This is a genomic window from Kitasatospora sp. NPDC096128, from assembly GCF_040303105.1.
Taxonomy (GTDB): domain Bacteria; phylum Actinomycetota; class Actinomycetes; order Streptomycetales; family Streptomycetaceae; genus Kitasatospora.
Window position 1 is genome coordinate 29,335 of record NZ_JBEOSP010000040.1, and the last position, 26,066, is coordinate 55,400.

Annotated in this window: 11 protein-coding genes and 1 pseudogene; 6 read left to right on the forward strand and 6 right to left on the reverse strand. The window is 76.2% G+C overall.

The annotated features are described in order from the left end of the window. Positions 1–109 precede the first annotated feature (109 nt). Positions 110–979, reverse strand: coding sequence for a hypothetical protein (locus tag ABTY61_RS33055; RefSeq protein ID WP_350508831.1), 870 nt, complete (start codon positions 977–979; stop codon positions 110–112). An 11-nt stretch (positions 980–990) separates the two neighbouring features. Continuing rightward, positions 991–1,554 (reverse strand): papain-like cysteine protease family protein, encoded by a 564-nt coding sequence (locus tag ABTY61_RS33060; RefSeq protein ID WP_350508832.1) that lies wholly within the window; start codon positions 1,552–1,554, stop codon positions 991–993. A 413-nt stretch (positions 1,555–1,967) separates the two neighbouring features. Between ABTY61_RS33060 and ABTY61_RS33065 the strand changes: the two genes are divergently transcribed. After that, positions 1,968–3,632: an HAL/PAL/TAL family ammonia-lyase gene (locus ABTY61_RS33065; protein ID WP_350508833.1), complete on the forward strand. Its 1,665-nt coding sequence runs from the start codon at positions 1,968–1,970 to the stop codon at positions 3,630–3,632. 57 nt (positions 3,633–3,689) lie between these two features. Here the strand turns inward: ABTY61_RS33065 and ABTY61_RS33070 are convergent, their stop codons facing one another. Then, positions 3,690–4,583 carry an imine reductase family protein gene (locus ABTY61_RS33070; protein WP_350508834.1) on the reverse strand — a complete coding sequence of 298 codons (894 nt, stop codon included), beginning with the start codon at positions 4,581–4,583 and terminating at the stop codon, positions 3,690–3,692. After that, a complete protein-coding gene (locus tag ABTY61_RS33075) occupies positions 4,580–5,737 on the reverse strand; it encodes an acyltransferase family protein (RefSeq protein ID WP_350508835.1) in 1,158 nt (385 codons plus the stop codon). The genes ABTY61_RS33070 and ABTY61_RS33075 overlap by 4 nt, the downstream gene beginning before the upstream one ends. Positions 5,738–5,987: 250 nt before the next feature. Between ABTY61_RS33075 and ABTY61_RS33080 the strand changes: the two are divergent. The 5 genes and pseudogenes from ABTY61_RS33080 to ABTY61_RS33100 form a co-directional block, all read left to right on the forward strand. Further along, a pseudogene (locus ABTY61_RS33080) lies at positions 5,988–8,876 on the forward strand (type I polyketide synthase); the annotation flags it as partial. 30 nt (positions 8,877–8,906) lie between these two features. Continuing rightward, entirely contained in the window at positions 8,907–15,404 is a 6,498-nt protein-coding gene (locus ABTY61_RS33085) for a type I polyketide synthase (RefSeq protein WP_350508837.1), read from the forward strand. A 33-nt stretch (positions 15,405–15,437) separates the two neighbouring features. Continuing rightward, on the forward strand, positions 15,438–21,887 hold the full coding sequence (locus tag ABTY61_RS33090) for an SDR family NAD(P)-dependent oxidoreductase (RefSeq protein ID WP_350508838.1): 6,450 nt from the start codon (positions 15,438–15,440) through the stop codon (positions 21,885–21,887). A gap of 13 nt (positions 21,888–21,900) precedes the next feature. Next, positions 21,901–23,451: an aspartate aminotransferase family protein gene (locus ABTY61_RS33095; protein ID WP_350508839.1), complete on the forward strand. Its 1,551-nt coding sequence runs from the start codon at positions 21,901–21,903 to the stop codon at positions 23,449–23,451. 131 nt (positions 23,452–23,582) lie between these two features. Next, complete coding sequence (locus ABTY61_RS33100) at positions 23,583–24,632, forward strand: beta family protein (protein ID WP_350508840.1); 1,050 nt, start codon at positions 23,583–23,585, stop codon at positions 24,630–24,632. Between the two features lie 214 nt (positions 24,633–24,846). Here ABTY61_RS33100 and ABTY61_RS33105 read toward each other — a convergent pair whose 3' ends face one another. Both ABTY61_RS33105 and ABTY61_RS33110 read right to left on the reverse strand, forming a co-directional pair. Further along, positions 24,847–25,359 (reverse strand): hypothetical protein, encoded by a 513-nt coding sequence (locus ABTY61_RS33105; protein WP_350508841.1) that lies wholly within the window; start codon positions 25,357–25,359, stop codon positions 24,847–24,849. Then, on the reverse strand, positions 25,356–25,964 hold the full coding sequence (locus tag ABTY61_RS33110; RefSeq protein ID WP_350508842.1) for a thioredoxin family protein: 609 nt from the start codon (positions 25,962–25,964) through the stop codon (positions 25,356–25,358). Before ABTY61_RS33110 ends, ABTY61_RS33105 begins: the two co-directional genes overlap by 4 nt. Positions 25,965–26,066: the final 102 nt, after the last annotated feature.

A 26,066-nucleotide genomic window follows, 5' to 3' on the forward strand; every position in this document is an offset into this window, starting at 1 on the left:
TCGAACGCGGGACGGGCGGCCCTCGGCCCCCGTCGGCGCCGACATGCCGACGCCCCGCCGGTCCGGCCCCGAGGGGGGCCGGACCGGCGGGGAGAGGGGGCCCCTAAGGTCAGCGGGCGCTGCCGCGGCGGCGGCGGAACACGAGGATGCCGCCCGCCAGCGCCAGTGCCGCGGCCGTGCCGCCGATCACGACGGGCGCCGAGGACGGGGCCGCCGCCGCCCCCGCCGCGGTGCCGTAGCCGCTGGACATCCCGGCAGCGGCGTACTCCGAACCGGGAAGCTTGTCGGCGTACCGGGCCTTGACGAGCTTCTGGTACTCGCTCAGCGAGGCCGAGGACCGGCCGTTCAGTCCCTGCCGCGCCTGGTCGTTGAGCGGCTCGACCGTGGTGAGCCGCAGCTGGTACCAGCCGCGGATCTGGGGCTCGCTGAACACCAGCGTCCCGGGGGCGGCCTTTCCGGCGTACCCGGCGTCGCCGGCGCCGTCTCGCACGCCGGCCAGGTGCCAGCCGCCGCCCTGGGTGGGGGCGAGCATGACGGTGGCCTGGCGGCCGTTCACCGTGCTGTTCAGCGCGGAGACCAGATAGCTCAGCCGGATCGCCTGGGCGGCGACCGGCAGGGCCGTCCCGGCGACGAATTCGGGGGTGAGCTCGTTCAGGGCCAGTGGGTCGTCGACCGTGAAGGCGGGGAGGCCCGCGCACGGGTCGGCCCGGTCGGGGATCGGCTGCGCCGCCGGAGGCGCGTCCCCCTTGGGCAGCGGAACGCTGAGGAAGCGGCAGACGGCGTCTCGGACGTCGGCGGACTTCGCCAGGTCGAGGGCGGACCCGTAGTCCGGGATGTCCGCCGGGAGCGGATCCTTGACCGGGGCCGCGTGGACGGGCCCGGCGAGCGCCAGCAGCGTGCAGGCGCCGGCTGCCAGCAGGGCGGCTGGGCGGAGGCGGCGGGTGGTCGCCGGTCCGGCGGGTGTCGTGGTCCTGTGCATGGCCGTCCGCCTCACCTGGAGATGCCGATCCGGGAATGGGTCCACTTGAACGAGCTGTTGCTGACGTAGTCGGCGTAGTTCCACCACGTGTAGGTGGCGGTGTCCGGCCACGGGTCGGCGACCCCGATGGTGTTGTTCGAGGTGTCGAAGCCGTAGACCACGTTCATGTGGCCGCCGCCGGACGTCCAGCCGATCCGGGCCGCGACCGGCCGGGCCGCCTTGACGTCGGTGTAGACCTGGTTGAAGGTGGCCGCGGTGTTCTGGCCCGTGCCGAGGTTGGTCATGCCGAGGCTCTTCCAGCCCTTGGCCATGTCGTCGAGCGTGGCCGGCTGGTTGTTGCAGCCGTAGTACGGCTGGGCCCGGGTGCAGAAGTCCGCCTGGGTGCTGCCGTAGCCCTGGAACTTGGCGATGGTCAGGCCGGAGGCGACCCAGCACCACTGGGACTTCTCCTGCTTGAGCATGGTGATGTTGTCCTGGCCGGCCTCGGCGTGGGCCTGGCCGCCTGCGGTGGCGAGCAGCGCCGAAGCCGTCAGGAGGACGGTCGTCGCCGTGGTCGTGAATCTGGATCTGCCCATGGGTCTGCCTTCCCGCGCGGAGCGCGATGGGGGTCGGGGGATCAGCAGAGCCATGACAGCACGCGATGGTGCGATTGCGGAGCGTATGCGAAGGAGTGTTGCGATCGAGTGTGCATCGCGACCGCGGAGGCCGGCGCGTCGGCCGCCCGGCGGGTCGGCCGCCCGGTCGGGGTGGCCGGGTCGGGCCTGCGCCCGTGCAGCGCGAGAGCGGCGGTGACTTCCCCCGGGAGGGGACACGTCGTGGTGCGGCGGGCGGATCGTGGTGACGTAGGGTGATAGGGGGTCGACAGGGGGGAGTCGAGAGCTGGTCGGCGGCAGGCCCCGCGCGGACCTGCCCTCGAACCCCGTTCCACCACGTCCCGCCCTTGGCCCGTGGCGGGCGCCCTGGGGCGCCCGCAGACAGGAGAGTTGAGTTGTCGTCCGACAGTACGCAGTGCCCGCAGTGGGTCCAGGACCGTCCGTCCACGTCCCGTGCCCCCAGAGCGGACCTGCTGCTCGACGGCCGCTCGCTCACCGTCAAGGAGGCCGCCGCGGCGGCCCGTCGGCCGGTGGCCTGGCGGGTGGCCCTGGCGGACGGCGCGGTCCACCGGATGAAGCGGTCGGTGGACCTCAAGAACGCGATCGTCGACTCCGGGCAGCGGGTGTACGGCGTCACCTCCGGCTTCGGCGACAGCAGCACCCGGCAGATCTCCCCGCGCAAGGTCGAGGCGCTCCAGGCCAACCTGATCCGCGGCTTCAACTGCGGCCTGGGCCCGGCGGCTTCACCCGAGGTGGTGCGGGCGACGGTGATCGCCCGGGCGAACTGCCTGGCGCGCGGCAACTCCGGCATCCGCCCGGAGGTCGTCCAACTGCTGCTGGACTGCCTGGAGCAGGACGTCCTGCCGGTCGTGCCGGAGCGCGGCTCGGTGGGTGCCAGCGGCGACCTCGTCCCGCTCAGCTACCTCGGTGCGATGCTCACCGGGCACGGTGCGGTGCTCCACCGGGGCCGGGTGCGGCCCGCCGCCGAGGCGCTCGCGGAGGAGGGCCTGGAGCCGGCGGTGCTCGCCTCCAAGGAAGGGCTGGCGCTGGTCAACGGCACCTCCTTCATGGCGGGCTTCGCCGTCCTGGCGCTGCACGACGCGACCGAACTGGCCTTCGCCGCCGACCTGTGCACGGCACTCGCCTCCCAGGTCCTCAACGGCAATCCGCGCCACTTCGACCCGTTCGTCTTCGACCACAAGCCGCACCCGGGCACCGCCGACTCCGCCCGGACGGTGCGCCGGCTGCTCGGGCGGCTCGGCGACGGCCCGTACGCGGCCGACGAGGACGCCGGCCGGGCCGACCCGATGCCCGACGGGACGGGCTACCGCCGGCTCGCCGAGGCCGTCCAGGACCGGTACTCGATCCGCTGCGCGCCGCACGTCAACGGCGTCCTGCGGGACACCCTCGCGTTCGCCACCGACTGGACGCACGTCGAGATCAACTCCTCCAACGACAACCCGCTGTTCGACACCGACGCGGGGGTGGTCGTCAACGGCGGCAACTTCTACGGCGGGCACATCGGCCAGGCGATGGACTCGCTCAAGACCGCCACCGCCAGCGTGGGCGACCTGCTGGAGCGGCAGTTGCAGCTGGTGGTGGACGAGAAGTACAACAACGGGCTCACCGCGAACCTCATCCCGCGCTTCCCGGAGGACAGTTGGGAGGCCGGCCTGCACCACGGCTTCAAGTCCCTCCAGTTGGCGGCCTCCTCGCTGGTCGCCGAGGCGCTCAAGCTGACCATGCCCGCGACCTCCTTCTCCCGCTCCACCGAGGCGCACAACCAGGACAAGGTCAGCATGGGCACCATCGCCGCCCGGGACGCCCGGACGGTCGTCGAGCTGGTGCGCGAGGTGGCGGCGATCCACCTGCTCGCCCTGTGCCAGGCCGCCGACCTGCGCGGCCCCGAGCGGCTGAGCGGGCCGACGGCGGCCGTGCACGCGGCGGTGCGCGCGGTGTCGCCGGTGATGGACGGGGACCGGGGGATGGAGCGGGACATCGCGCTGGTGGCGGAGCTGATCGCGTCAGGCCGGCTGCGGGCGGCGCCGGCCAGCCTCTGATCCGGATCTGGTGCCTGAACTCCCTTTGAATCAAGGAGAGTTCAGGCACTCGCAGGACTACACCGTCGGCTTGCTGAAGTGCTCGATGGCGGCCGCGTAGCCGTCGGCGGCGTGGCCGCGGGCGGCGACGGCCTCCATCACCGCGAGCAGCTGCCGGGGCAGGTCGGGGTTGACGCTCCGCCGCTCGCTCTCCTGCAGGAGGTGGACGGCCCCGGCCAGGTGGGTGCTGAGCGCCGAGTCCTCGGCGGTGTAGTCGCCCTCGTCGATCTGCCGGGCGTAGCGGTTCACGAAGACGCCCATGCCCGCGAACAGCAGCTCGGCGGTCGGCGCGAACTCGGTCGCCCCGATCCCGGCCGTGCGCAGCAGCGCCGCCGCGTGCAGGAAGCCGTTCAGGCCGGACCACAGCACGCTGAGCATCGCGACGTCGTGCAGCGAGGCGAGCCCGCTGTCCGCGCCGAGGTGGATCGGGTTGCCGCCGAGCGCGGCCAGCGTCCCCTGGTGGGTACGGAAGGCCTCCTCGGGCCCGCTGTAGAGCACGGCGGTGTCCGGTCGGCCGATGGTGTCGGGGGTGGCCAGGAGCGCGCCGTCCAGGCTCTGTGCGCCGAACCGGGCGGCGGCCTCGGCGACGTCGGCGGCGTCCTGGGAGGTGCCGGAGGTGACGTCGACCAGGACCCGGCCGGCCAGAGCGTCGCCCGCGGCGGCGAGGACCTGGTGCACCGCGCGGTGGTCGTGGAGGCAGAGCACCACGAGCGGCGCGGCCGCCACCGCCTCGGCGGGGGTCGCGGCGCGCCGGGCGCCCCGGGCGACCGGGCCGTTCGCGCGGGCGGCGGTGCGGTTCCAGACCGTGGTGGGGTGGCCGGCGGCCAGGAGGGCGTCGGCGAGTGCCGTGCCCATCAGGCCGAGGCCGAGCACGGCGACGGGAGCGGGGGCGGGGGCTTGGGGCGTGGTCACGGGGTCTCCCTCTGGTGGTCGGCGACGGTGCGGAGTTCGGCCGGGCGGGTGCGGAGTTCGGCCGGGCGCGCGCGGCGCGGTTCGTTCAGCAGGCGCACCATCGGCTCCTCGACGGCGAGGTGCAGCAGCCAGGCGGCCGCCAGCGATCCGGCGACGAGGACGACGGTGAAGAGCAGCGGGCGCAGCCCGTCGGCGGTGCCGTCCGGGTCGAGCAGGGCGTCGCCGTGCTCGATCACCAGCAGGTGCGTCAGGTACAGCGCCATGGACAGCGCCCCCAGCCGCTCGGTGACCGGGTGGGCGAGCCAGGACGGCCGGCCGAGCCGGTCGGCGTTGGCGGTCCCCGCGATCAGCGCCGCCAGCGGCAGGACGGTGATCGCGGCGATGCCGAACATCAGCGGGGCGACGTGGTCGAGCGGGTAGAGCAGCGCGAAGGCGAGCGCGCCGTGCCAGCTCCGGACCCGGTCGAGCCGCCCCTCCTGGACCAGCCGGGCCAGCACCACGCCCAGCAGGAACTCCGGCATCCGGGCCGGCGGGAAGGTGTAGCTGAACCAGATCTGGCGCTGGGTCACAGCGAGGCCGAACGGCGGCCCGTCGAGCAGCGGTCGTGCGGCCGTGGCCAGCAGCGGGACCAGGACGACGGCCGCGACGGCCGCCGCGGCCCAGTGCCGGAGCCGCTCGGGGCGGATCGCGGCCGCGCGCCGGGCGACGACGGGGAACAACAGGTAGAAGGCCAGGTCGCAGCAGAGCGACCAGGAAACCCCGTTCACCCCGGGGTCGAGCAGGTCGAAACGGGGGGACCAGGTCTGCACGAGCAGCGCGTTGGGCAGCCAGGCGTGCAGCGGCACGGCCCGCCCGGCGGCGGCCAGCAGCAGCACGCCGAGGGCGAGGGTCACCAGATGGCTGGGGAGGATCCGGGCCACCCGGCGGCGCCAGAAGATTCCGACCGGTTGGTCCGGACGCCAGGCCCAGGTCAGCAGGAAGCCGCTGAGCAGGAAGAAGAACGTCACTGCGGCGAAGCCCAACCGGAGCAGCACGGCGTTCTCGCCGTGGCCGCGCGTCCAGATCAGGCTGGAGTGCTGGGCGACCACGGCGGCCGCCGCGACGAAGCGCAGACCGGTGAGCGAGGGCAGCCGGGTCGTTCGGCCGAGTGCCAAGAGCGTTCCCGAGGTGTCGGAGCGGGTGGGGGAAGGCCCGGTGATCGTATCCGAACCGGCTGATTTCTTGGGCACTTTGACGGCTCGTCGGAAATACCGGGACGATTGACTGCTCTGCATACTTTCCTGGTGAAAATGTTGACGGCGGGTCAGATCTGATAGAGATCACCTACCCGGCTAAGGTGCGTGCGCGATTGTCCGACGTCGCGCCGCCCCCTGCCCGCCCCGCCCAGGACCGGAGACCCACGTGGCCGACAATGACACCCTGCGCCAGTACTTGAAGCGTGTGGTCGCCGACGCCGTCGACACCCGGGAACGCCTGCGCGCCCTGGAGGAACGGCAGTCCGAGCCGATCGCGGTCATCGGCACCGCCTGCCGCTACCCCGGCGGCGCCGACACCCCGGAACGTCTCTGGCAGTTGGTCGCCGACGGGGTCGACGCCGTCTCCGGATTCCCGTCGAACAGGGGCTGGCCGCTCGACTCCCTGTTCCATCCCGACCCCGACACCGTCGGCACCAGTTATGTCGAACACGGCGGATTCCTGTACGAGGCCGACCGGTTCGACGCCGAATTCTTCGGCATGTCACCCCGGGAAGCCCTCGGCACCGACCCCCAGCAGCGAATCCTGCTGGAAATCGCCTGGGAGGCCTGCGAAAGCGCCGGAATCCCGCCCGAGCAGCTCCGCGGCAGCCGCACCGGCGTGTTCGCCGGGGTGATGTACAACGACTACGGCAGCCGGCCGCAGCTGCCCCGCGAGGACTTCGAGGGCTACCTCTTCAGCGGCAGCGCTCCCGGCATCCTGTCCGGCCGACTCGCCTACGCCTTCGGCCTGGAGGGCCCCGCCGTCAGCGTCGACACCGCCTGCTCCTCCTCCCTGGTCGCCCTCCACCTGGCCTGTACGGCGCTGCGCCGCGGCGAGTGCGACCTCGCCCTGGCCGGCGGAGTGACGGTGATGTCCACCCCCGCCGCCTTCCTCGGCTTCTCGCGCCAGCGGGCCCTCTCCCCGGACGGCCGCTGCAAGGCCTTCTCGGCGGCCGCCGACGGCGTCGGCTGGGGCGAGGGCGCCGGGCTGCTGATGCTCGCCCGGCTGTCCGACGCGCGCCGGGACGGCCGGCGGGTGCTCGCCGTGGTGCGCGGCTCGGCCGTCAACCAGGACGGCGCCTCCAACGGGCTCACCGCGCCCAACGGGCCCGCCCAGGAACGGGTGATCCGCGCCGCCCTGGCGGACGCCCGGCTCACCACGGAGGACGTCGACGCGGTCGAGGCCCACGGCACCGGGACGGCGCTCGGCGACCCGATCGAGGCCCGGGCGCTGCTGCGCACGTACGGCGCCCGCTCGCCGGAGCGGCCGGTGTGGCTGGGCTCGCTCAAGTCCAACCTCGGGCACACCCAGGCGGCCGCCGGGGTCGGCGCCGTGATCAAGATGGTCGAGGCGCTGCGACACGGCCGGCTGCCCGCGACCCTGCACGCCGAGCAGCCCTCGCCGCACGTGGACTGGGCGTCGGGGGCGGTCGCGCTGCTCACCGAGGCCCGCGACTGGCCGAGGGGCGAACGGCCGCGCCGGGCGGCGGTCTCCTCCTTCGGGCTCGGTGGGACGAATGCGCACGTGATCCTGGAGGAGGCCGCGCTGCCTGAGGCCGCGGAGCCCGAGGCCGCGTTGCCGGTGGTGCCCTGGGTGCTCTCGGCGCGTTCCGTCCCGGCCCTGGCGGCCCGGGCGCGTGACCTGCTGGCCGTCGTCGGCGGACCAGACCCGGCCCCGGACCACCGGGACGTCGCCCGGGCGCTGGCCGCCACCCGGGCCGCGCTGCCGTACCGGGCCGCGGTGGTCGGCCGTACGGCGGACGAACTCGTCGGAGCCCTGAACGAGTTGGCCGGGAGCCTGGCGGAGGACGGTGCCCGGCGGACGGTCGGCGGGACCCGAACGGTCCTGCTGTGTCGGGGCGGCGAGGGGCCGGGGCCGGAGGCGGTGGTCGAACTCCGCTCCGCCTTCCCGGTGTTCGCCGCCGGGTACGAGGAGCTGGCCGGCGTCCCCGGGGTGCCGGGCGGCTTCGCGGCCCAGGTGGCACTTCACCGGCTGTACGCGGCTTGGGGGTTGAGCCCTTCGGCGCTGGTCGGCGAAGGCGATGGGATGGTGGTCGCGGCCCACCTGGCCGGGGTGCTCTCCGTGCCCGACGCCGTGAGCCTGCTCGCCGCGCGGGAGCGGCTGCGCCGGCAGGGCGAGGACCCGGCGGCCCGGGCGGAGTTCCGCCAGACGGTGGCGGGGCTGGCCTTCAAGCCGGCTGAGCGTCCCCTGCTGTCGGCCGCGACCGGCCGCGAGGAGCCGGTCGAGTGGTGGGCCGAGCCGGCGGCCTGGCTGGCCGAAGTCGGCGAGCTGCCACTGGACTTGGGCGCCGTACTGGTCCTGGGGGCGGGCGAGGGCGGCCACGCGGTGCCCGCGCTGGCGGCCGGCGAGGCGGCGCCGTGCGCCGTAGTCCGGGCGCTCGCCCGGCTCCACGTGCTCGGGGCGCCCGTCGACTGGTCGGCCTTCTTCGCCGGGACCGGCACCCGGCACGTCGAGCTGCCGACCTACCCCTTCCAGCGCGAGCGCTACTGGCTGGAGCCGAGCACCTCCGCCGACTCCCCGGCCCCCGCCGTGCCGTCGACCACCCCGGTGGAGACCGGCGCGCTCGCCCGGAGCCTGGCCGAACTCCCCGCCGGGGAGCGGCGCGCCCACCTGCTCGACGTGGTGCGTGCCGAGGCGGCCGCCGTCCTGCGGATTGCCGATCCGACGACCATCGAAGTCACCCGTCCGTTCCGGGAGTTCGGCTTCGACTCGCTCACCGCCGTCCAGCTGCGCAACCGGCTGGCCGCGCTCGCCGCGGTCGAGCTGCCGGTCACCGTGCTGTTCAACCACCCCACCCCGGAGGCCGTCGCCGACCTCCTGCTCGACCGGACGGCCACCGCGGAGCGCCCGGACCCGCTCGCCGAAGTCGCCCGCCTGGAACAGGCCCTGGCGGCCCGCCCGGCCGACGACCCCGCCGTCCACGCGGCCACCGACCGCCTGCGGCAACTCCTCGACCGCCACGGCCGGGTGGAGACCGCCACCAAGGACGAGCTGTTCGACCTGATCGACCACGAGCTCGGCCGGGCCCGGACCTGACGGTCCGCCCGCCGAGAGAGGAAGCCAAGCATGTCGGACGACGAGAAGCTCGTCGACTACCTCCGGCGGGCGACCGCCGAACTGCGCAGCGCGCGCCGGAGGGTGGCCGAACTGGAGGAGGCCCGGCAGGAGTCCGCTGAACCGGTGGCCGTCATCGGCATGGCCTGCCGCTTCCCGGGCGGGATCGGCTCGCCCGAGGACCTGTGGCGGCTGGTGCTGGACGGCGGGGACGCCGTCACGCCGTTCCCCGCCGACCGCGGCTGGGACCTCGACGTCCTCTACGACCCCGATCCTGCGGCGCCCGGCACGTCGTACGCCCGCGAGGGCGGGTTCATGGACACCGCGACCCGGTTCGACGCCGCCTTCTTCGGCATCTCCCCGCGCGAGGCCATGGCCATGGACCCGCAGCAGCGGCTGCTGCTGGAGACCGCCTGGGAGGTGTTCGAGCACGCGGGCATCGACCCGACGCCGCTGCGCGGTGCCGGGGTCGGCGTGTTCGCCGGCGTCTCCGAGCAGTCGTACCTCGGCCCGGACGCCCCGGCGGAGTACGAGGGCTACCTGCTGACGGGCCGGTTGGGCGCCGTGGCCACCGGCCGGATCGCGTACACCTTCGGCTTCGAGGGCCCGGCCGTCACGGTCGACACCGCCTGCTCCTCCTCGCTGGTGGCGCTGCACCTGGCGGTGCGCTCGCTGCGCGGCGGCGAGTCGGCGCTCGCGCTGGCCGGCGGGGTGACGGTGCTGGGCTCCCCGCTGGGCTTCGTCGACTTCGCGCGCCAGCGCGGCCTGTCCCCGGACGGCCGCTGCAAGTCCTTCGCGGCCTCGGCGGACGGCACCGGCTGGGCCGAGGGCGCCGGGCTGGTGCTGCTGGAACGGCTCTCCGACGCCCGTCGGCACGGCCACCGGGTGCTCGCGGTGGTGCGCGGCTCGGCGCTCAACCAGGACGGTGCCTCCAACGGGCTGGCCGCGCCCAACGGCCTCGCCCAGGAGCGGGTGATCCGCCGGGCGCTGGCCGACGCGGGTCTCACCCCGGCCCAGGTGGACGCGGTGGAGGGCCACGGCACCGGGACCAGGCTGGGCGACCCGATCGAGGCCCAGGCCCTGCTGGACGTCTACGGTCCGGACCGTCCGGCCGAACGGCCGCTCTGGCTGGGCTCGTTCAAGTCCAACATCGGGCACGCGGCCGCCGCCGCCGGGATCGGTGGCGTGATCAAGACCGTGCAGGCACTCCGGTACGGCGTGCTGCCCCGCACCCTGCACGTGGACGAGCCCACGCCGCTGGTCGACTGGACCGGGGTCCGGGTGCTCACCGAGCAACAGCCCTGGCCGCGTACCGGAGCGCCGCGCCGGGCCGCCGTCTCGGGCTTCGGCGTCGGCGGGACCAACGCCCACCTGGTGCTGGAGCAGGCGCCGGAGCCCGAGCCGACGGCAACGCCCGAGCCGGGGCCCGGACCCGAGCCGAGGGCCGAGGCGGATCCGCTGCCCGCCGTACCGTGGCTGCTGTCGGCCGCCACCGGGCCGGCCCTGCGCGCCCGGGCGGTACGGCTGTTGGAGCACCTGGAGGCGCACCCCGAGGTCTCGCCCGGGGACGTCGCCGACACCCTCGCCACCGGCCGGGCCGCGCTCAAGCACCGCGCCGCTCTGGTGGGCCCCGACCGGGACGCCCTGCTGCACCGGCTGCGGGCGTTCGGGGCGGAGGACGGCGTCGCCGCACGGCCCGGCCGGACGGCATTCCTGTTCACCGGGCACGGCGCGCAGCGCCCGGGGATGGGGCGCGGCCTGTACGACGCCTTCCCGGCCTTCGCCGCGGCCTTCGACGAGGCCTGCGCCGAGCTGGACCGGTACCTGGAGGTGCCGCTCGGCGCGGTGCTCTCCGGCGCGGGCGCGTTGGACCGCTTCGCGTACTCGCAGGCGGCGGTGTTCGCCTACGAGGTGGCGCTGTTCCGGCTGTTGGAGTCGTTCGGGGTCCGGCCGGACGTGGTGGCCGGCCACTCGGTGGGCGAGCTGGCGGCGGCGCACGCCGCGGGCGTCTTCTCGCTGCCGGACGCGGCCGCCGTGCTGTCCGCCCGGGGCCGGCTGGTGGAGGCGCTGCCCGTCGGCGGGGCGATGGTGGCGCTGGAGGCCACGGAGGCCGAACTGCTCCCGCTGCTCGCGCCGTACGGCGGGCGGGTCTCGCTGGCCGCGGTGAACGGTCCGTCCTCCGTGGTGGTGTCGGGGCCCGCCGAGGAGGTGGGCGCGCTCGCCGCCGAACTGGAGGGCCGGGGCCGCCGGGTCCGACGGCTGGCGATCAGCCGGGCCGCCCACTCGGCCGCGCTGGACGGCACGCTCGACGAGTTCCGACGCGCGGTGGCCGGCGTGCGGTCGGGCACGCCGACGCTGGCGCTGGTGTCGACCCTGACCGGGCGGCTCGCCACCGCCGAGGAGCTGCGCTCCCCGGACCACTGGACGGCCCAACTGCGCCAACCGGTGCGCTTCCTGGACGCGGTCCGCACGCTCGCCGCCCAGGGGGTGGGGGTCGCGCTGGAGGTCGGCCCGGACGCGGTGCTGTCGCCCCTGGTGGGCGGCTGCCTGGACGAGGGTGCGGCCGTGACGGCGGTGGCCGCCGTCCGGGCGGGCGCGGCCGAGGGGCCGGGACTGGTCGCGGCGCTGGGGGAGCTGTGGGCGGCTGGGGTGCCGGTGGACTGGCGCGCCGTCCTGGGGCCGCGCCGCTCGGGGCCGGTGGAGCTGCCGACGTACCCGTTCGAGCGGGAACGGTACTGGCTGACCTCCGGCCCGGCGGTCACCGCCGGACCGGGCGGCCGGCCGCTGGCGCACCCGCTGCTGTCCGCCGTCCACGAGGTGGCCGGGCACGGCGGGCTGCTGTTCGCCGGACGGCTGCCGGAGCCGTCCCCGGCCGCGCTGGTCGAGCTGGCCCTCCGGGCGGGCGCCGAGGCCGGGTGCGCGGTGCTCGACGAACTGCTGGTGGGCGAGTCGGCCGTGCTGCCCGAAGTCGGTTCGCTGGAGGCCCAGTTGGTGCTGGCCGAGCCGGAGGCGGACGGTCGCCGCCGGTTCACGGTGCACACCCGCTCGGGGGAGGACGGGGCCTGGGTCCCGGCCGCCTCGGGTGCGCTCAGCCGGGGCGGCGCGCGGCCGGTGGCCGAGGGCGGGGCGTGGCCGCCGCCGGGTGCGGAGGCCGCCGAACCGGAGACTGGCCAACCGGAGGCCGGCGAACCGGCGGCCGTCGAGCCGGAGGTCGCCGGCGTGACGGCGCGGTGGCGTCGCGGCGAGGAGCTCTTCGTCGAGGTGGCCCTGACGGACGAGCGCGCGGTTGAGGACTGGGGCCTGCACCCGGACCTGTTGGAGCGGGTGGTCCGCTGCGCCGGGCCTGGGTCCGCCGTCGAGTGGCGCGGCGTCCGGCTGTACGCCGACGGTGCCACCCGGATCCGGGCCCGGATCACCCCCGGGCCGGCGGGCCCGGCGCTGCACCTCGCCGATGCGACCGGCCGTCCGGTCGCCTCGGTGGAGGCGGTGACCGTGCGTCCGACTGTCGAGCGGGCGGCCGCGACCGCGCGGGCCCGTGCGCACGACGGACTGTTCCACCTCGACTGGGTGCCGGTCACCCTGCCGACGGCCGTACCGCCGGTCCGGTGGGCGGTGCTCACGAACGGAGCAGCCGAAGCGGAGGGAGCGGGCGAAGCGGAGCCCGCCCTGTCCGTGGGACGGCGCTTCGGCGACCTAGGGGCGGTGCTGGCCGCCGTCGGGGAGTACCAGGCGGTGCTGGCACCGCTGTCCCCGGCGCCGGGGCCCGACGTCCCCGGCCGTGCGCACGAACTGGCCGTACGGGCCCTGGAGTTGGCGCAATGCTGGCTCGCGGACGAACGGACCGCCGGACGGCCGCTGGTGGTGGCGACCCGAGGCGCCGTGGCCGGGGCGGGTGATCCGGCGGCGGCCGCGGTGTGGGGTCTGCTGCGCTCGGCCCAGTCCGAGGCTCCCGACCGGATCCTGCTGGTCGACCTGGACCACGACCCGGCCTCGCTCGCCGCCCTCCCCGCCCTGCTCGCCTCCGGGGAGCCCCAGGCCGCGCTGCGCGCCGGTCGCGCCCTGGTGCCCCGACTGGCCCGCGCCGTCCCGCCGTCCGGGCCGGAGGCCGCCGGCGGCTCGCCCTGGCGCCGCGACGGCACCGTGCTGATCACCGGTGGCGTCGGTGCGCTCGGCGCGGTCTTCGCCCGTCACCTGGTGCGCCGGCACGGCGTGTCGGACCTGCTCCTCACCGGCCGGCGCGGGGCGGCGACCCCCGGCGCGGACCGGCTGCGGGCCGAGCTGACCGTCCTCGGCGCCCGGGTCGAGATCGCCGCCTGCGACGTGGCCGACCGGGCCGCGCTCGCCGCCCTGCTGAAGGCCGTCCCGGCCGAGCGGCCGCTCACCGCCGTGCTGCACGCCGCCGGGGTGCTGGACGACGGGATGCTCGCCGCCCTGACCCCCGAGCGGCTGGCGGCGGTGCTACGGCCCAAGGTCGACGCGGCCTGGCACCTGCACGAGCTCACGCTCCGGCACGAGCTGTCCGCCTTCGTGCTGTTCTCCTCCGTCGCCGGGATCGTCGGCGGGCCGGGCCAGGCCAACTACGCCGCCGCCAACACCTTCCTGGACGCCCTGGCCGAGCAGCGTGCCGCCCTCGGCCTGCCCGCCACCTCACTCGCCTGGGGGCTCTGGCGGGACGAGGGCGGCATGGCCGGGCACCTGGGCGAGGCGGACCTGCGCCGGATCGCCAGGGGCGGGCTGCGCCCGGTCACCGCCGAGGACGGCCCGCACCTGCTGGACGCCGCGCTGGCCGGCCGGCGGGCCGCCGTGGTGGCGACCCCGCTGGACCTACGGGCGCTCCGGCAGCGGCCCGCCGAGGTCCCCCTGGTCTTCACCGGCCTCACGCCGCTGCCGCCCCGCCCGCGGGCCGGGACGGGCGAGGCCGTGGCCGAGACCTTCGCCCGACGGATCGGCGCACTGCCGCCCCGGGAGCGCCGTGAGCGGGCCGTCGAGCTGGTCCGGCGCGAGGCCGCCCGGACGCTCGGCCACCTCGACCCGGGCGGCGTCGGCGCCGAGGACGCCTTCCCGGCCCTGGGTTTCGACTCCCTCGGCGCCGTCCAACTGCGCAACCGGCTCGACGCGCTGACCGGCCTGCGGCTGGCGGCCGGGGCGGTCTTCGCCCACCCCACCCCGGCCGAGCTGGCCGACCACCTGCTGGAGACGCTCGCGGCGACCGGCGCCCTCCCCGCCGCCGGCGCCCTCGCCGCCGCCGGCACTGCCGGCACCCGCTCCGCCCCCGACGGGGACTTCGCGGCCGACATCCGGCTCGACGAGGACATCCGCCCGGCCGCCGAGGTCGTCCCGGTCGCCGTCGAACCCCGGGAGGTGCTGCTGACCGGGGCGACCGGCTTCCTCGGCGCCTTCCTGCTGCGCGATCTGATGCGCTCGACCAAGGCCACCGTCCACTGCCTGGTGCGGGCCGCCGACCAGGCCGCCGCAACGGAGCGGCTGCGCGAGCGGCTCCGCTGGTACCGAGTGTGGGACGAGATCGACCCGGACCGGCTGGCGGTCGTGGTCGGCGACCTCGGGCAGCCCCGACTCGGTCTGACCGAGCCGGAGTTCGACCGGCTGGCCCGGATCGTCGACGTGGTCCACCACGCCGGGGCCGCAGTCAACTGGCTGCGTTCCTACGCCGAACTCCGGGCCACCAACGTGGCCGGCACCCGGGAGGTGCTGCGGCTGGCCGCCCGGCACCGCACGGTGCCGGTGCACCACGTCTCCTCCACCGGGGTGTTCACCCCTGCCGCCGCGGGCGAGGGCCCGCGGACCGTCACCGCTCTCACCGGCCCCCCGGAGGCGCTGGCCCACGGCTACGCGCAGAGCAAGTGGGTCGCCGAGCAGGTGGTGGGGATCGCCCGGGAGCGCGGCCTGCCGGTGACGGTGTACCGGCCGGACGTGATCTGCGGGGACCAGCGCCACGGAGCCTGCCAGACCCGGGACTTCGTCTGGCTGAGCCTCAAGGGCCTGGTCCAGGCCGGGGCGGTCCCGGCCGGGCTCGCGGGCGAGGGCCTGGGCGCCGTCCACATGACCCCGGTCGACTACGTCAGCGCCGCGATCACCACGCTGGCGGGGCAGCGGGAGAGCACCGGCGGCACCTTCCACCTGCAGAACACCGGCACCGATGGGTACGGTGAACTCATCGGGTACCTGCGGGAGTTGGGCTACCCGCTCCCCGAGGTGACGGGGGAGGAGTGGCGTCGGACGGTGCTGGCCGACCCGGGCAACGCGCTCACCCCGCTGCTCGACGAGTTCGAGCGGCTCTCCGGCCACCAGGGCGTCCACCGGCTGATGGACGTGACCGGCACCGACCGGGCGCTCGCCGGCACCGGGATCGACCGGCCGACGGTCGACCTGCCGCTGTTCCGGCGCTACGTGGACTTCTTCGTCCGGACCGGCTGGCTGCCGGCGCCCCCGGCGGAGGCCGGCCCCGCCGCGACGCCCGAGGACGCCAGGACGCCCGCGCCCACCGCCTGACCGTGCCCCGCCCGCCCGACCAGGAGGACGACCATGCATCTGGAGATCACCCCGATCGACGCGCTGCGCCGCGCGGCCCGGCGGCCCGGGGCCGGCCCGGCCCTGCACTACGAGGAAGCCGCGATCGGCTACCCCGAACTGCTGGACCGGGCCGGGCGGCTCGCCGAGGTGCTCGCCGACGGCGGGGTGAGGGCCGGCCGCCAGGTCGCCTACCTGGGCCTGAACAGCCCCACCCTGCTGGTGGCCTACCTCGCCTGCAGCTGGCTGGGCGCCGCCTTCGTCCCCGTCAACCACCGGCTCGGCGCCGCCGAGGTGGCGGAGCTGCTGCGGGACTGCGACGCACATACCGTGGTGGCCGAACCGGGCCACGTACCGCTGGTCGACCGGGCCTCCGGCGCCCGGTTGCTGCTCGTGGACGACGACCCGGCCGCCCCGGTGACGACCCCGCCCGGCCCGCACTGGACGCCGCTCGCCCCGGCCCTGGCCGCCGCGGCCCAACCGCCGCGCCGGCCCGCGCCGCTGGACGCCGAAGACCTCGCCGTCCTGCTGTACACCTCGGGCACCACCGGCCGGCCCAAGGGCGTCCGGCTCACCCACGGCAACATCTGGTGGAACGCCGCCAACATCGACGCGGCGATGACCACCCGCGAGGACGACGTCAACCTGGTGGTCACCCCGCTGTCGCACATCGGCGGGCTCAACTGCTTCACCCTGCGCAACCTCGGCCAGGGCGGCACGACCGTGCTGCGCCGCCGCTTCGACCCCGAGCGGACCCTGCGCGACCTGGTCGAACTCAAGGTCGACACCTTCTTCGCCGTCCCCTCGATGTACGCCCTGCTCGCCCGGCAGCCCGGCTTCGCCGAGGCCGACCTGACGGCGCTGCGCGGCGCCGTGGTCGCCGGTGCGCCCGTCCCGGCCGCCCTGGTCCGCGACTACGCGGCGCGCGGGGTGATGCTCCAGCAGGCCTGGGGCCTGACCGAGACCGCCTGCTTCGCCAGCTACCTGCCGCCCGAGCTCACCCTGGCCAAGGCCGGCTCGGCGGGCCGGGCGATGCCCTTCACCCAGCTGCGGATCGTCGACCCGGAGACCGGCACGGACGTCGCCGGGCCGGACCGGCCGGGCGAGGTCTGGGTGCGCGGCAAGCACGTCTCGCCCGGCTACTGGCGCGGCGAGGAGCCGCTCCGGGACGCGGACGGCTGGTTCCGCACCGGCGACCTCGGGCGGCTGGACGCCGACGGCTGCCTCTACCTGGTCGACCGGCTGAAGAACGTGATCATCCAGAACGGTGAGAAGGTCTACCCCGCCGAGGTCGAACGGGCCCTGGCCGACTGCCCCGGCCTGCGGGAGCTCGCCGTCCTCGGCGCCGCCCACCCGGAGTGGGGCGAGACCGTCGTCGCGGTGGCCGTCGCCGAACCCGGCAGCACCCCGACCCTGGAGGCGGTACGGGAGTTCGGCGCGGCCCGGCTGGCGCCCCACAAGCTCCCGGTCCGGCTGCACCTGGTCGGGGAGATCCCGCGCAACGGCGCCGGGAAGGCCGACCGGGCCGCGCTGCGCCGGCTGCTGCCCGCGCCGGCGCAAGCCCCCGGGCCGCCGCGCCCGGACGGCCTGGCCGGACTGGTCGCGGCCGCGACCGAGGCGGCGCTCGGCTTCCCGCCCGGTCGCCGGTACGGCGCCGCGAGCTTCGCCGAGCTCGGCATGGACTCCCTCAAGGCCGTCGCCCTGCGCGACCGGCTGGCCGAGTCCACCGGCCTGACCCTGCCCGCGACCCTGGTCTTCGACCACCCGACCCCGGCGGCCGTGGTCGCGCTGCTGCGCGCGCGTCTCGGCGGAACCCCTGCTCCGGAAGGAGGGTTCTTCGAGGACGGCATCGAGGTCGGGGCCGCGGACGACCCGGTGGTGATCACCGGCATGGCCGTCCGCCTCCCCGGCGGCATCACCACCCCCGAGGAGCTCTGGCAGCTGCTCACCGAGGAACGGGACGCCGCCTCCGGCTTCCCCGAGGACCGCGGCTGGGACCTCGCCACCCTCGCCGACCCCGACCCCGAGGCCCCCGGCCGCTCCGACACCCGGCACGGCGGCTTCCTGCGCGACGCCGCGCTGTTCGACGCCGACTTCTTCGACATCTCCCCGCGCGAGGCCGCCGCGATGGACCCCCAGCAGCGGCTCCTGCTGGAGACCACCTGGGAGGCGCTGGAGCGGGCCGGGATCGCCCCGACCGACCTGCACGGCCAGGACGTCGGGGTGTTCACCGGCGTGTTCGCCAACGGCTACACCGAGCGCGTCCCGGTCTCCCGTTCGGCGGACGGCTACCGCGTCACCGGCAGCGCGACCAGCATCGCCGCGGGCCGGGTCGCGTACGTCCTGGGCACCCACGGCCCGGCCGTCGCGGTGGACACCGCCTGCTCCTCCTCGCTGGTCGCGCTGCACCTGGCGCTGCGCTCGCTGCGGGCCGGCGAGTGCACGACGGCGCTGGTCGGCGGCGCGACGGTGATGGTCACCCCGGACGCCTTCGTGGAGTTCTCCCGCCAGCGCGCCATCGCGCCCGACGGGCGGTGCAAGGCCTTCGCGGAGGCCGCGGACGGCACCGGCTGGGCCGAGGGCGCGGCCGTCCTCGTCCTGGAGCGGCTCTCCGCCGCCCGCCGGGCCGGCCGGCGGCCGCTCGCCGTGGTGCGCGGGTCCGCCGTCAACCAGGACGGCGCCTCCAACGGGCTGACCGCGCCCAACGGCCCCGCCCAACAGCGGGTGATCCGCCGGGCACTGGCCGACGCGGGGCTGCGCCCCGACGAGGTCGACGCGGTGGAGGCGCACGGCACCGGCACGGTGCTGGGCGACCCGATCGAGGCCCAGGCCCTGATCGCCGCGTACGGGCCGGAACGCGCCGAGCCGCTGCTGCTGGGCTCGGTGAAGTCCAACCTCGGACACACCCAGGCGGCGGCCGGCGCGGTCGGCGTGGCCGCCACGGTGCTGGCCCTCCAGCACGGGGTGCTGCCCCGCACCCTGCACGTCGACCGCCCGAGCAGCCGGGTCGACTGGTCCGGCGGCGCGGTGCGGCTGCGGACCGGGACGCAGTGTTGGCCCGAGCGGCAGCGCCCGCGCCGGGCCGGGGTCTCCTCCTTCGGGATCAGCGGGACCAACGCCCACGTCCTGCTGGAACAGGCCCCGGTCGAGGACCTGGCCCCGGGTGCGGGCCCGGCCCCGATCGCCAGCCCGGCCCCGGAGGCAGGCCCGGTGCCGGAGGCAGGCCCGGTGCCGCTGGTGGTGTCCGCCCGGACCCCGCAGGCCCTGGCCGCCCAGGCCGGGCGGCTGGCCGAGCTGCTGGACGGCGGGGCCCGGCCGCAGGACGCGGCGCTGTCCTCGCACGTCGGGCGGGCCCTGTTCGAGCACCGGGCCGTCGTGCTGGCGGCGGAGCCGGCGGACGCCCGCGCCGCGCTGCGGGCCCTCGCCGCGGGCGGGGAGGCGCCCGGGCTGGTCACCGGCACCGTACCGGTGGACCGGGCGGACCGGGACGTGGTGCTGGTCTTCCCCGGCCAGGGCACCCAATGGGCCGGAACGGGCCGGGAGTTGTGGCAGGGCGAAGCAGTCTTCGCGGAGCGGATGGCGGCCTGCGAACGGGCCCTGGCCCGCCACGTCGACTGGTCGCTCGCCGACGTCGTGCACGGCGCCCCCGACGCCCCGCCGCTGGACCGGGTGGACGTGGCCCAGCCGGTGTCCTTCGCGGTGATGGTCTCGCTCGCCGCCCTCTGGGAGGCGTACGGAGTGCGCCCGGCGGCCGTCCTCGGCCACTCCCAGGGCGAGATCGCCGCCGCCTGCGTGGCGGGCGCGCTCTCCCTGGCGGACGCCGCCCGCACGGTCGCGCTGCGCAGCCGGGCCATCGGCGCCCGGCTCGCGGGCAGCGGCGGCATGCTCTCCGTACCGCTGCCCGAGCGCCGGGTCCGGGACTGGATCCGGGCCTGCGGCGGGGGAGTCGAGATCGCCGCCGTGAACGGGCCCGAGCGCACCGTGGTCGGCGGGGACGGCGCGGCGCTCAGCGCGTTCCACGCCGAGTTGGAGCGGCGCGGCATCGATGTGCGGATGATCCCGGTCGACTACGCCTCGCACACCGCCCGGGTCGCGGAGCTGGAACCGGAGCTGCTGCAACTCCTGGACGGCGTACGGTCGTCGGCCCCGACGGTGCCCTGGTACTCGACGGTCGACGGCGGCTGGGTCGGCGGGCCGGTCGGGCCCGACTACTGGTACCGCAACCTGCGCCGACCGGTCCGCTTCGAACCGGCCGTCCGGGCACTCGCCGAGCAGGGCTTCACGGCCTTCGTCGAGGTCGGCGCGCACCCGGTGCTGGGCACGGCGATCGAGGCGACCCTGGCCGACGCCGGGGCGGGCCCGGCGGCCGCGGTCTGCGGGACCCTGACCCGGGGCGAGGGCGGCCGGGACCGGTTCGCCCGCTCGCTCGCGGAGGCGTTCGTCCGCGGCGTCCCCGTCGACTGGACGCCGCTGCTGCCGCCCGGCGCGCGCCGGATCGACCTGCCGACCTACCCGTTCCGGGGGCGGCGGTACTGGCCGGAGACACAGGCACCTTCGGGCGGCGCTGGAGGCCTGTACCGCGTCGCCTGGCGGGACCTGCCGGCGCGGGGCGCGGCGCCCGTCACCGTGACGCCGGTCACCGACCTGGCGGCGCCGCCGTCGGACTCCTCGCACTGGCTGCTGGTCCCGCCCGCCGACCACGATGCCTGCGCCGACCGGGACGCCCGCGCCGACCGGGACGCCTGCGCCGACCACGATGCCTGCGCCGACCAGCCGCAACGCGTCCGGCGGTCGACCACCCGGGTGCTGACGGCCATCCAGGCCTTCCTCGCCGATCCCCGGTGCGAGGACCGCCGACTGGTCGTCGCCACCCGCCACGGCGTCGCCACCGAGGACGGTGAACCCGTCGACCCCGCCGAGGCCGCGCTCTGCGGCCTGGTCCGCTCGGCACAGACCGAGCACCCCGGCCGCCTGCTGCTCGCCGACCTCGACCTCCCCGCCGACGCGACCCCCGAGGACCGCGCTCGAGCGGTCGCCACCGCCCTCGGCGAGGCGGCGGCCGCCGACGAGCCGCAGTTCGCCCTCCGCGGCTCGACCGTACGGGTGCCCCGGCTGTCCCCGGTCACCGCCGCAGCCGTGGACGGGCCGGCGCTCGACCCCGGCGGCACCGCGCTGCTCACCGGCGGCACCGGCCTGCTCGGCCGGCTGATCGCCCGCCACCTGGTGACCCGGCACGGGCTGCGCCGCGTCCTGCTCGCCTCCCGACGCGGCGCGGACGCCCCCGGAGCCGCCGAACTCCGCGCCGAACTGGCCGAGTTGGGTGCCAGTGCCGAGGTCGTCCGGTGCGACGTCGCCGACCGCGACCAGGTGCGGGCCCTCATCGCGGGCGTACCCGCCGAGGCACCGCTCACCGTGGTGGTGCACGCCGCCGGGGTGCTGGACGATGCGGTGGTCGGCTCCCAGACCCCCGGGCGGCTCGACGCCGTATTGCGCCCGAAGGCCGACGCCGCCGTCTGGCTCGACCAGGCCACCCGCGTGCTCCCCGCGCCCGTCACGCTCGTGCTCTGCTCCTCCGCGGCGGGCGTCCTGGGCACCGCCGGTCAGGCCGGGTACGCGGCGGCCAACGCGTTCCTGGACGGCCTCGCGGCCCGCCGCCGGGCCGCCGGCCTGCCCGCGGTCTCGCTGGCCTGGGGGCCCTGGGACGCCCCCGACGGCATGGCCGCCGCCCTGGGCCGCGCCGACCGGGCCCGGCTGGCCCGCACCGGCGTACGGCCGCTCCGGCCCGCCGAAGGGCTGCGGCTGTTCGACGCGGGCCTCGCCGACGGCCGGGCCGCCCTGGTCCCGCTCGCCCTGGACGCCGCCGCGATCCACCGCCCGGCCCCCGCGATGCTCCGCGACCTCGTCGAAGCCGGCAGCGCCGATCCCGCCCGGGGCACCGCCGACCCCACGCCGGGCAGCACGGCTCCCGAGCCGCAGGCCGTACGGCTGGTCGCCACCGACCCGGGTGCGCTGCTCGACCTGGTCCGCGCCGAGGCCGCCGCGGTGCTCGGGGCGGACGAGCACCTTCCGGCCGAGGAACCCTTCGAGTACGCGGGCTTCGACTCCCTGATGGCTCTCGAACTGCGCGACCGGCTGGCCCGGCTGACCGGCACCCGACTGCCCGCCACCCTGGTCTACGACCACCCCAACCCGACCGCCGTCGCCGAACAGCTGCGCCACCTGATGGGCCCCGTCCAGGAACGGCAGCAGGCCGCTGCGGCCCTCGACACCCTGGAACGCACGCTCACGACTGTGGACGAGGAGGCCCGCGAGGACCTCACCGCCCGGCTGCGCAGCCTGCTCCGGCGGCTCGAACCGACCGCGACCGCCGCCCCGGCGGAGACGCTCTCGGCCGACGAGCTGGCCGACGCCGACGACGACGAACTCCTCCGCTTCATCGACACCCGGCTCCGACCGGCACTGTGAGAGAGACACCGCGATGACCCCCACCGCTCTGGCCGAACCCTTCCTCCGCGCCCAGCTGGAGTCCCTGGGCCTGGCCGTCGAGTACGTCCGCGCCGAGGGCGACCTGCTCCACCGGCGCGGCGCCGACGGCCGCGAACTCCCCGTCCTCGACCTCGTCGGCGGCTTCGGTGCCACGATCCTCGGTCACAACCACCCCGAACTGGTGGCGCTCGCCCGGGAGTTGCTGGCCGCCCAGGTGCCGGTGCACGCCCAGTTCTCGCTGCACCCGTACGCCGAGACCGTCGCCCGCCGGCTCAACGACATCCTCCACCGGGACACCGGCGACCCGGGCCCCTACACCGCTGTCTTCGCCAACAGCGGTGCCGAGGCGGTCGAGGCCGCCGTCAAGCACGCCGAGCTGGACCGCGGGTCGAAGGCCGCCGCGCTGCTGGCCCGGGTCGACGACGGCCTCGACCGGGCCCGCCGGGCCGTGCATGAGGGCGCCGTCCTCTCCGCGGCCGCCCAGGAGCTCGCCGAGGGTGGGGACTTCGAGGCCCTGGCCGCCGCCCTCACGGCCGTCAACCGGTCCCGGGCCGCGGAGCCGCCGGTCCTGCTCGCCCTGGCGGGCGGCTTCCACGGCAAGCTCGTCGGCAGCGTCCAACTGACCCACAACCCGGCCGTCCGGGAGCCCTTCCGCGCCCTGGCCGCCCCCTGCCGGTTCGTCCCCGCCGAGGACCCGGCCGCCCTCGCCGCCGCGATCGCCGAGGAACGCCGGACGGTGCTGGGCCTCACGCTCACCGGCGGCACGGTGGACCTGGTCGGGCACGAACTGCCCCGGCTGTGCGCGCTGGTGCTGGAGCCCGTCCAGGGCGAGGGCGGGGTCCGGCCGCTCACCGCCGGGTACGCGCGCGAACTCCAGCGGATCTGCGCCGAGGCGGACTGCCCGATCGTGGTCGACGAGGTGCAGAGCGGCATGGGCCGCACCGGCACCTTCCTGGCGAGCTCCGCGATCGGGCTGCGCGGCGACTACTACGTGCTCGCCAAGAGCCTCGGCGGCGGCCTCGCCAAGGCGGCGGTGATGCTGGTCCACCACCGCCGCCACCGGCCCGAGTTCGAGCTGCTGCACAGCTCCACCTTCGCCAAGGACGCGTACTCCACCCTGATCGCCGCCCGCACCCTGGAGCTGCTGGAGGCCGAGGGCGGCGCCCGCTACCGGCAGGCCGCCGAACGCGGCGAACGGATCCTGGCCCGACTGGAGGGCGTGCGCGACGACTTCAAGGACGTCGTCGCGGACGTCCGCGGCCGCGGCCTGATGCTCGGCCTGGAACTCCACGACCAGGCCGACTCCGCCTCCCCGCCCCTGCGCGAGCTGTCCCGGGCCGGTGTCCTGGGCTACGCCGCCGCCGGCTACCTCCTCAACGCCCACGCCCTACGGGTCTTCCCGACCGCCAGCGCGACGACCACCCTGCGGATCGAACCCTCCGTCGGCATCACCGACCCGCAGCTCGACCAGGCCGAGACCGGCCTGCGCGCCCTCTGCGAGGTGCTCCGGGCCCAGGACGGCGAGCGGCTGCTCGCCCGCTGAGGAAGGGAGCCACGAGGCGCGTCCGGGAGCGAGTGCGCCCGGTACGCGCCCTGGTGGGGCGGTGGCGTACGCCGCACACTGACGGAGCGACAGCGACGCACTGTGCACGCACGACCGTCAGCGGGGGGCCGATGGAGTACGTACCGATCCTGCGTGGCAAGGCGGGCGAGTTCATCGCCCTGCGCAACATCAGCGCCGAGGTGCGGGCACGAATCCGTCCGCTCCTCGAAGTCCACCCCGACCAGCGCCTGGCCGACGTCGTGCGGACCTTCGCCCGCCACGCCGGCGAGCACCTCCCCGCCCACCTGGCCGTCACCGTCGACTGCGGTCAGCTCTGGCAGCACGGCGCGGTGGGGACCGGCTACCGCGGCCACGCCGTGCGGTGGCTCAGCGAGTCCTTCCAGGACTGGCTCCAGACGCTCATCCCCGCCTTCCGCACCACCGACCCGGTCGGCTCCCTCGACGAGATCCGCCAGGCCCAGCTGGCCCACGGCGCCGGCGGCTGCCTGCGGATCGACCTGCACCACCTGCCCGGCGGCCCGGGAGAACTGACCGAGGACGTGCGCGCCGTCCTGGCTGCCGTGGCGCTCACGCCGCAGGACACGGACCTGCTGCTCGACGCCGGCTACCTGCCCGGCCCCGACGCGGTCACCAGCCTGGTGCCGCGCGCACTCGACGTCCTCGGCTGGGCCCGCGCACAGCCCTGGCGCCACATCGCGCTGGCCGCGGGGGCGTTCCCGCCGAGCCTGCGAGGGTTCCGGCCGTACGTCCTGACCGCGCTGCGCCGCCACGAGCTGGACCTCTGGGAACACGTCGCCCGCCGGGCGGGCGGCCCGCCGCCCGACTTCGGCGACCACGGCGTCACCCACCCCGACCCGCCGGAACCCGCCCGGATCCGGGCCGCGCCCGCCAACCTGCGCTACACCGGCAGCCGCCACTGGCACGTCGTCCGGGCGGTCGACGCGACAGGCCTGGAAGCCCTCCGGCTGTGTCGTCAGCTCACCCGGGCCGACGTCTGGCGCGGCACCCGCGCCCATCCCTCCTGGGGCGATGAGGAGATCCACAGCCGAGCGGTCGGGCTCGAGCGCGGCCCCGGCGGCCCCAGCCAGCGTCGGGCCTGGGAGACCTCCCACCACCTGGCCACGGTCGTCGGGGCCATCGCCGAGCGGGGCCGCCCCTGACGCCGCCGTCCGTGCCCTCGGCGCGAGGTACCGGTTGTACCGGTTGCGGAGCCGGGACCGCTACAGGCGGCCGCCGTGGCGCTCAGGCCGACGACGAGCAGGACGGGAACGGTGCGGCGCCTGGGGCCCCCGGGTCGTGGCGCGGGTCGTCGGGGCGACGGTAGCCGTTCGTACGATCGGGTGCGGGTGGTGTGAAGGGTCCGCGATCCGTTCGTCAGCCGACCGTGCCGAGTGGGACGGCCTGGTCGGTGACGGGGATCAGGCAGCGCTGTTCGCTGCACGCGCCGAAGCTGACGACGGCTTCGCTCGGCCCGGTGGCGGCCCGGCGGACCGGGAGGGTGACGGTGACCGCGCCGTCCGGGTAGACGGGCAGGTCCACGCCGAGGCCGAGCGGGCTGACGGTGCGCAGCGGGCGGTCGGCCCGGGCGGTGCCGTCCGGTATCAGGCCGCCGCGTACGGCCAGGCGGGTGGGCAGGCCGAGGCCGTCGATGCCCTCGGCGGGCAGGTCGACGCTGTACAGGTGGAACCCGGCCTCGTCGGGGGTGAAGGTGGCGCTGAGCTGCCGCCGCCCGTCGTCCGCGGTGCTGAGCCGGACCGCGACGGTGACCCCGCCGCCACGGTAGGTGGCGGCGCGGTCGGCGGCCGGGGCCGGGTCGGCGGCGCATCCGGCCGGTCCGAGGACCAGCAGGGCGGCGATCGCGCCGAGGGCCCGTCGGGCCGGGGTCATGCCCGCGCCCAGCGCTTGAGGAAGGCGGCGACCGTCGTGGCGCTCATGGTGCGGGCGTCGGCGAAGGCGCCGTCGTTGCTGGCGGTGCGCACGGTGCCGTCGGGGGAGAGCACCACGAGTGCGGGGATGCCGCTGCTCTGCAGGTCGACGTACTGGGCGGCCAGGTCGAGGTTGTGGTCGAACCTGCCGACGTCGATCGCGACGACCCGGTAGTCGTCCCGCAGCAGCGGGTTGACCTGCGGGGAGCGGAAGAGCTTGTCGAGGACCTTGCAGTCGGGGCACCAGTTGGCCCCGAAGTCGAGCAGCAGCGGGCGCTGGTCCCCGGCCGAGGCGGCGAGGGCGGTCTTCACATCGGCCGCGGCGTCCCGGGTGGCGTCGTATCCGTCGGGCAGTTCGCCGGTCCCCGCCCCGGCCCCCGTCCCCGTGCTCGCCGGTGCGGAGCCTGTGGGCGTGGGGACGGTCGGGGCGGCGGCCGCAGGGGCCGTCCTGGGGGCCGCTGTGGGGCCGGCGGCCGCCCGGTCGGTGGCGCTGCCGCGGGAGCTGCAGCCGGTGAGGAGCACGGCCGTCAGGACGGTGCTGGTGAGCAGGGCGCGGCGCTGCCGCATGGGTTCCCCTTCCGATGGTGAGTGGTCGGCCCGGGGAGGATAGCGGGGGCGGGCCCCGGGCGGCCGGTGATTACCTCGTCCGGGTGGAGTTCGCCGATGGCG

Coding starts and splice junctions, on each gene's coding strand:
- ABTY61_RS33055 (WP_350508831.1), bottom strand. CDS start 979: ATGCACAGGACCACGACACCCGCCGGACCGGCGACCACCCGCCGCCTC.
- ABTY61_RS33060 (WP_350508832.1), bottom strand. CDS start 1,554: ATGGGCAGATCCAGATTCACGACCACGGCGACGACCGTCCTCCTGACG.
- ABTY61_RS33085 (WP_350508837.1), top strand. CDS start 8,907: ATGTCGGACGACGAGAAGCTCGTCGACTACCTCCGGCGGGCGACCGCC.
- ABTY61_RS33090 (WP_350508838.1), top strand. CDS start 15,438: ATGCATCTGGAGATCACCCCGATCGACGCGCTGCGCCGCGCGGCCCGG.
- ABTY61_RS33095 (WP_350508839.1), top strand. CDS start 21,901: ATGACCCCCACCGCTCTGGCCGAACCCTTCCTCCGCGCCCAGCTGGAG.
- ABTY61_RS33100 (WP_350508840.1), top strand. CDS start 23,583: ATGGAGTACGTACCGATCCTGCGTGGCAAGGCGGGCGAGTTCATCGCC.
- ABTY61_RS33105 (WP_350508841.1), bottom strand. CDS start 25,359: ATGACCCCGGCCCGACGGGCCCTCGGCGCGATCGCCGCCCTGCTGGTC.
- ABTY61_RS33110 (WP_350508842.1), bottom strand. CDS start 25,964: ATGCGGCAGCGCCGCGCCCTGCTCACCAGCACCGTCCTGACGGCCGTG.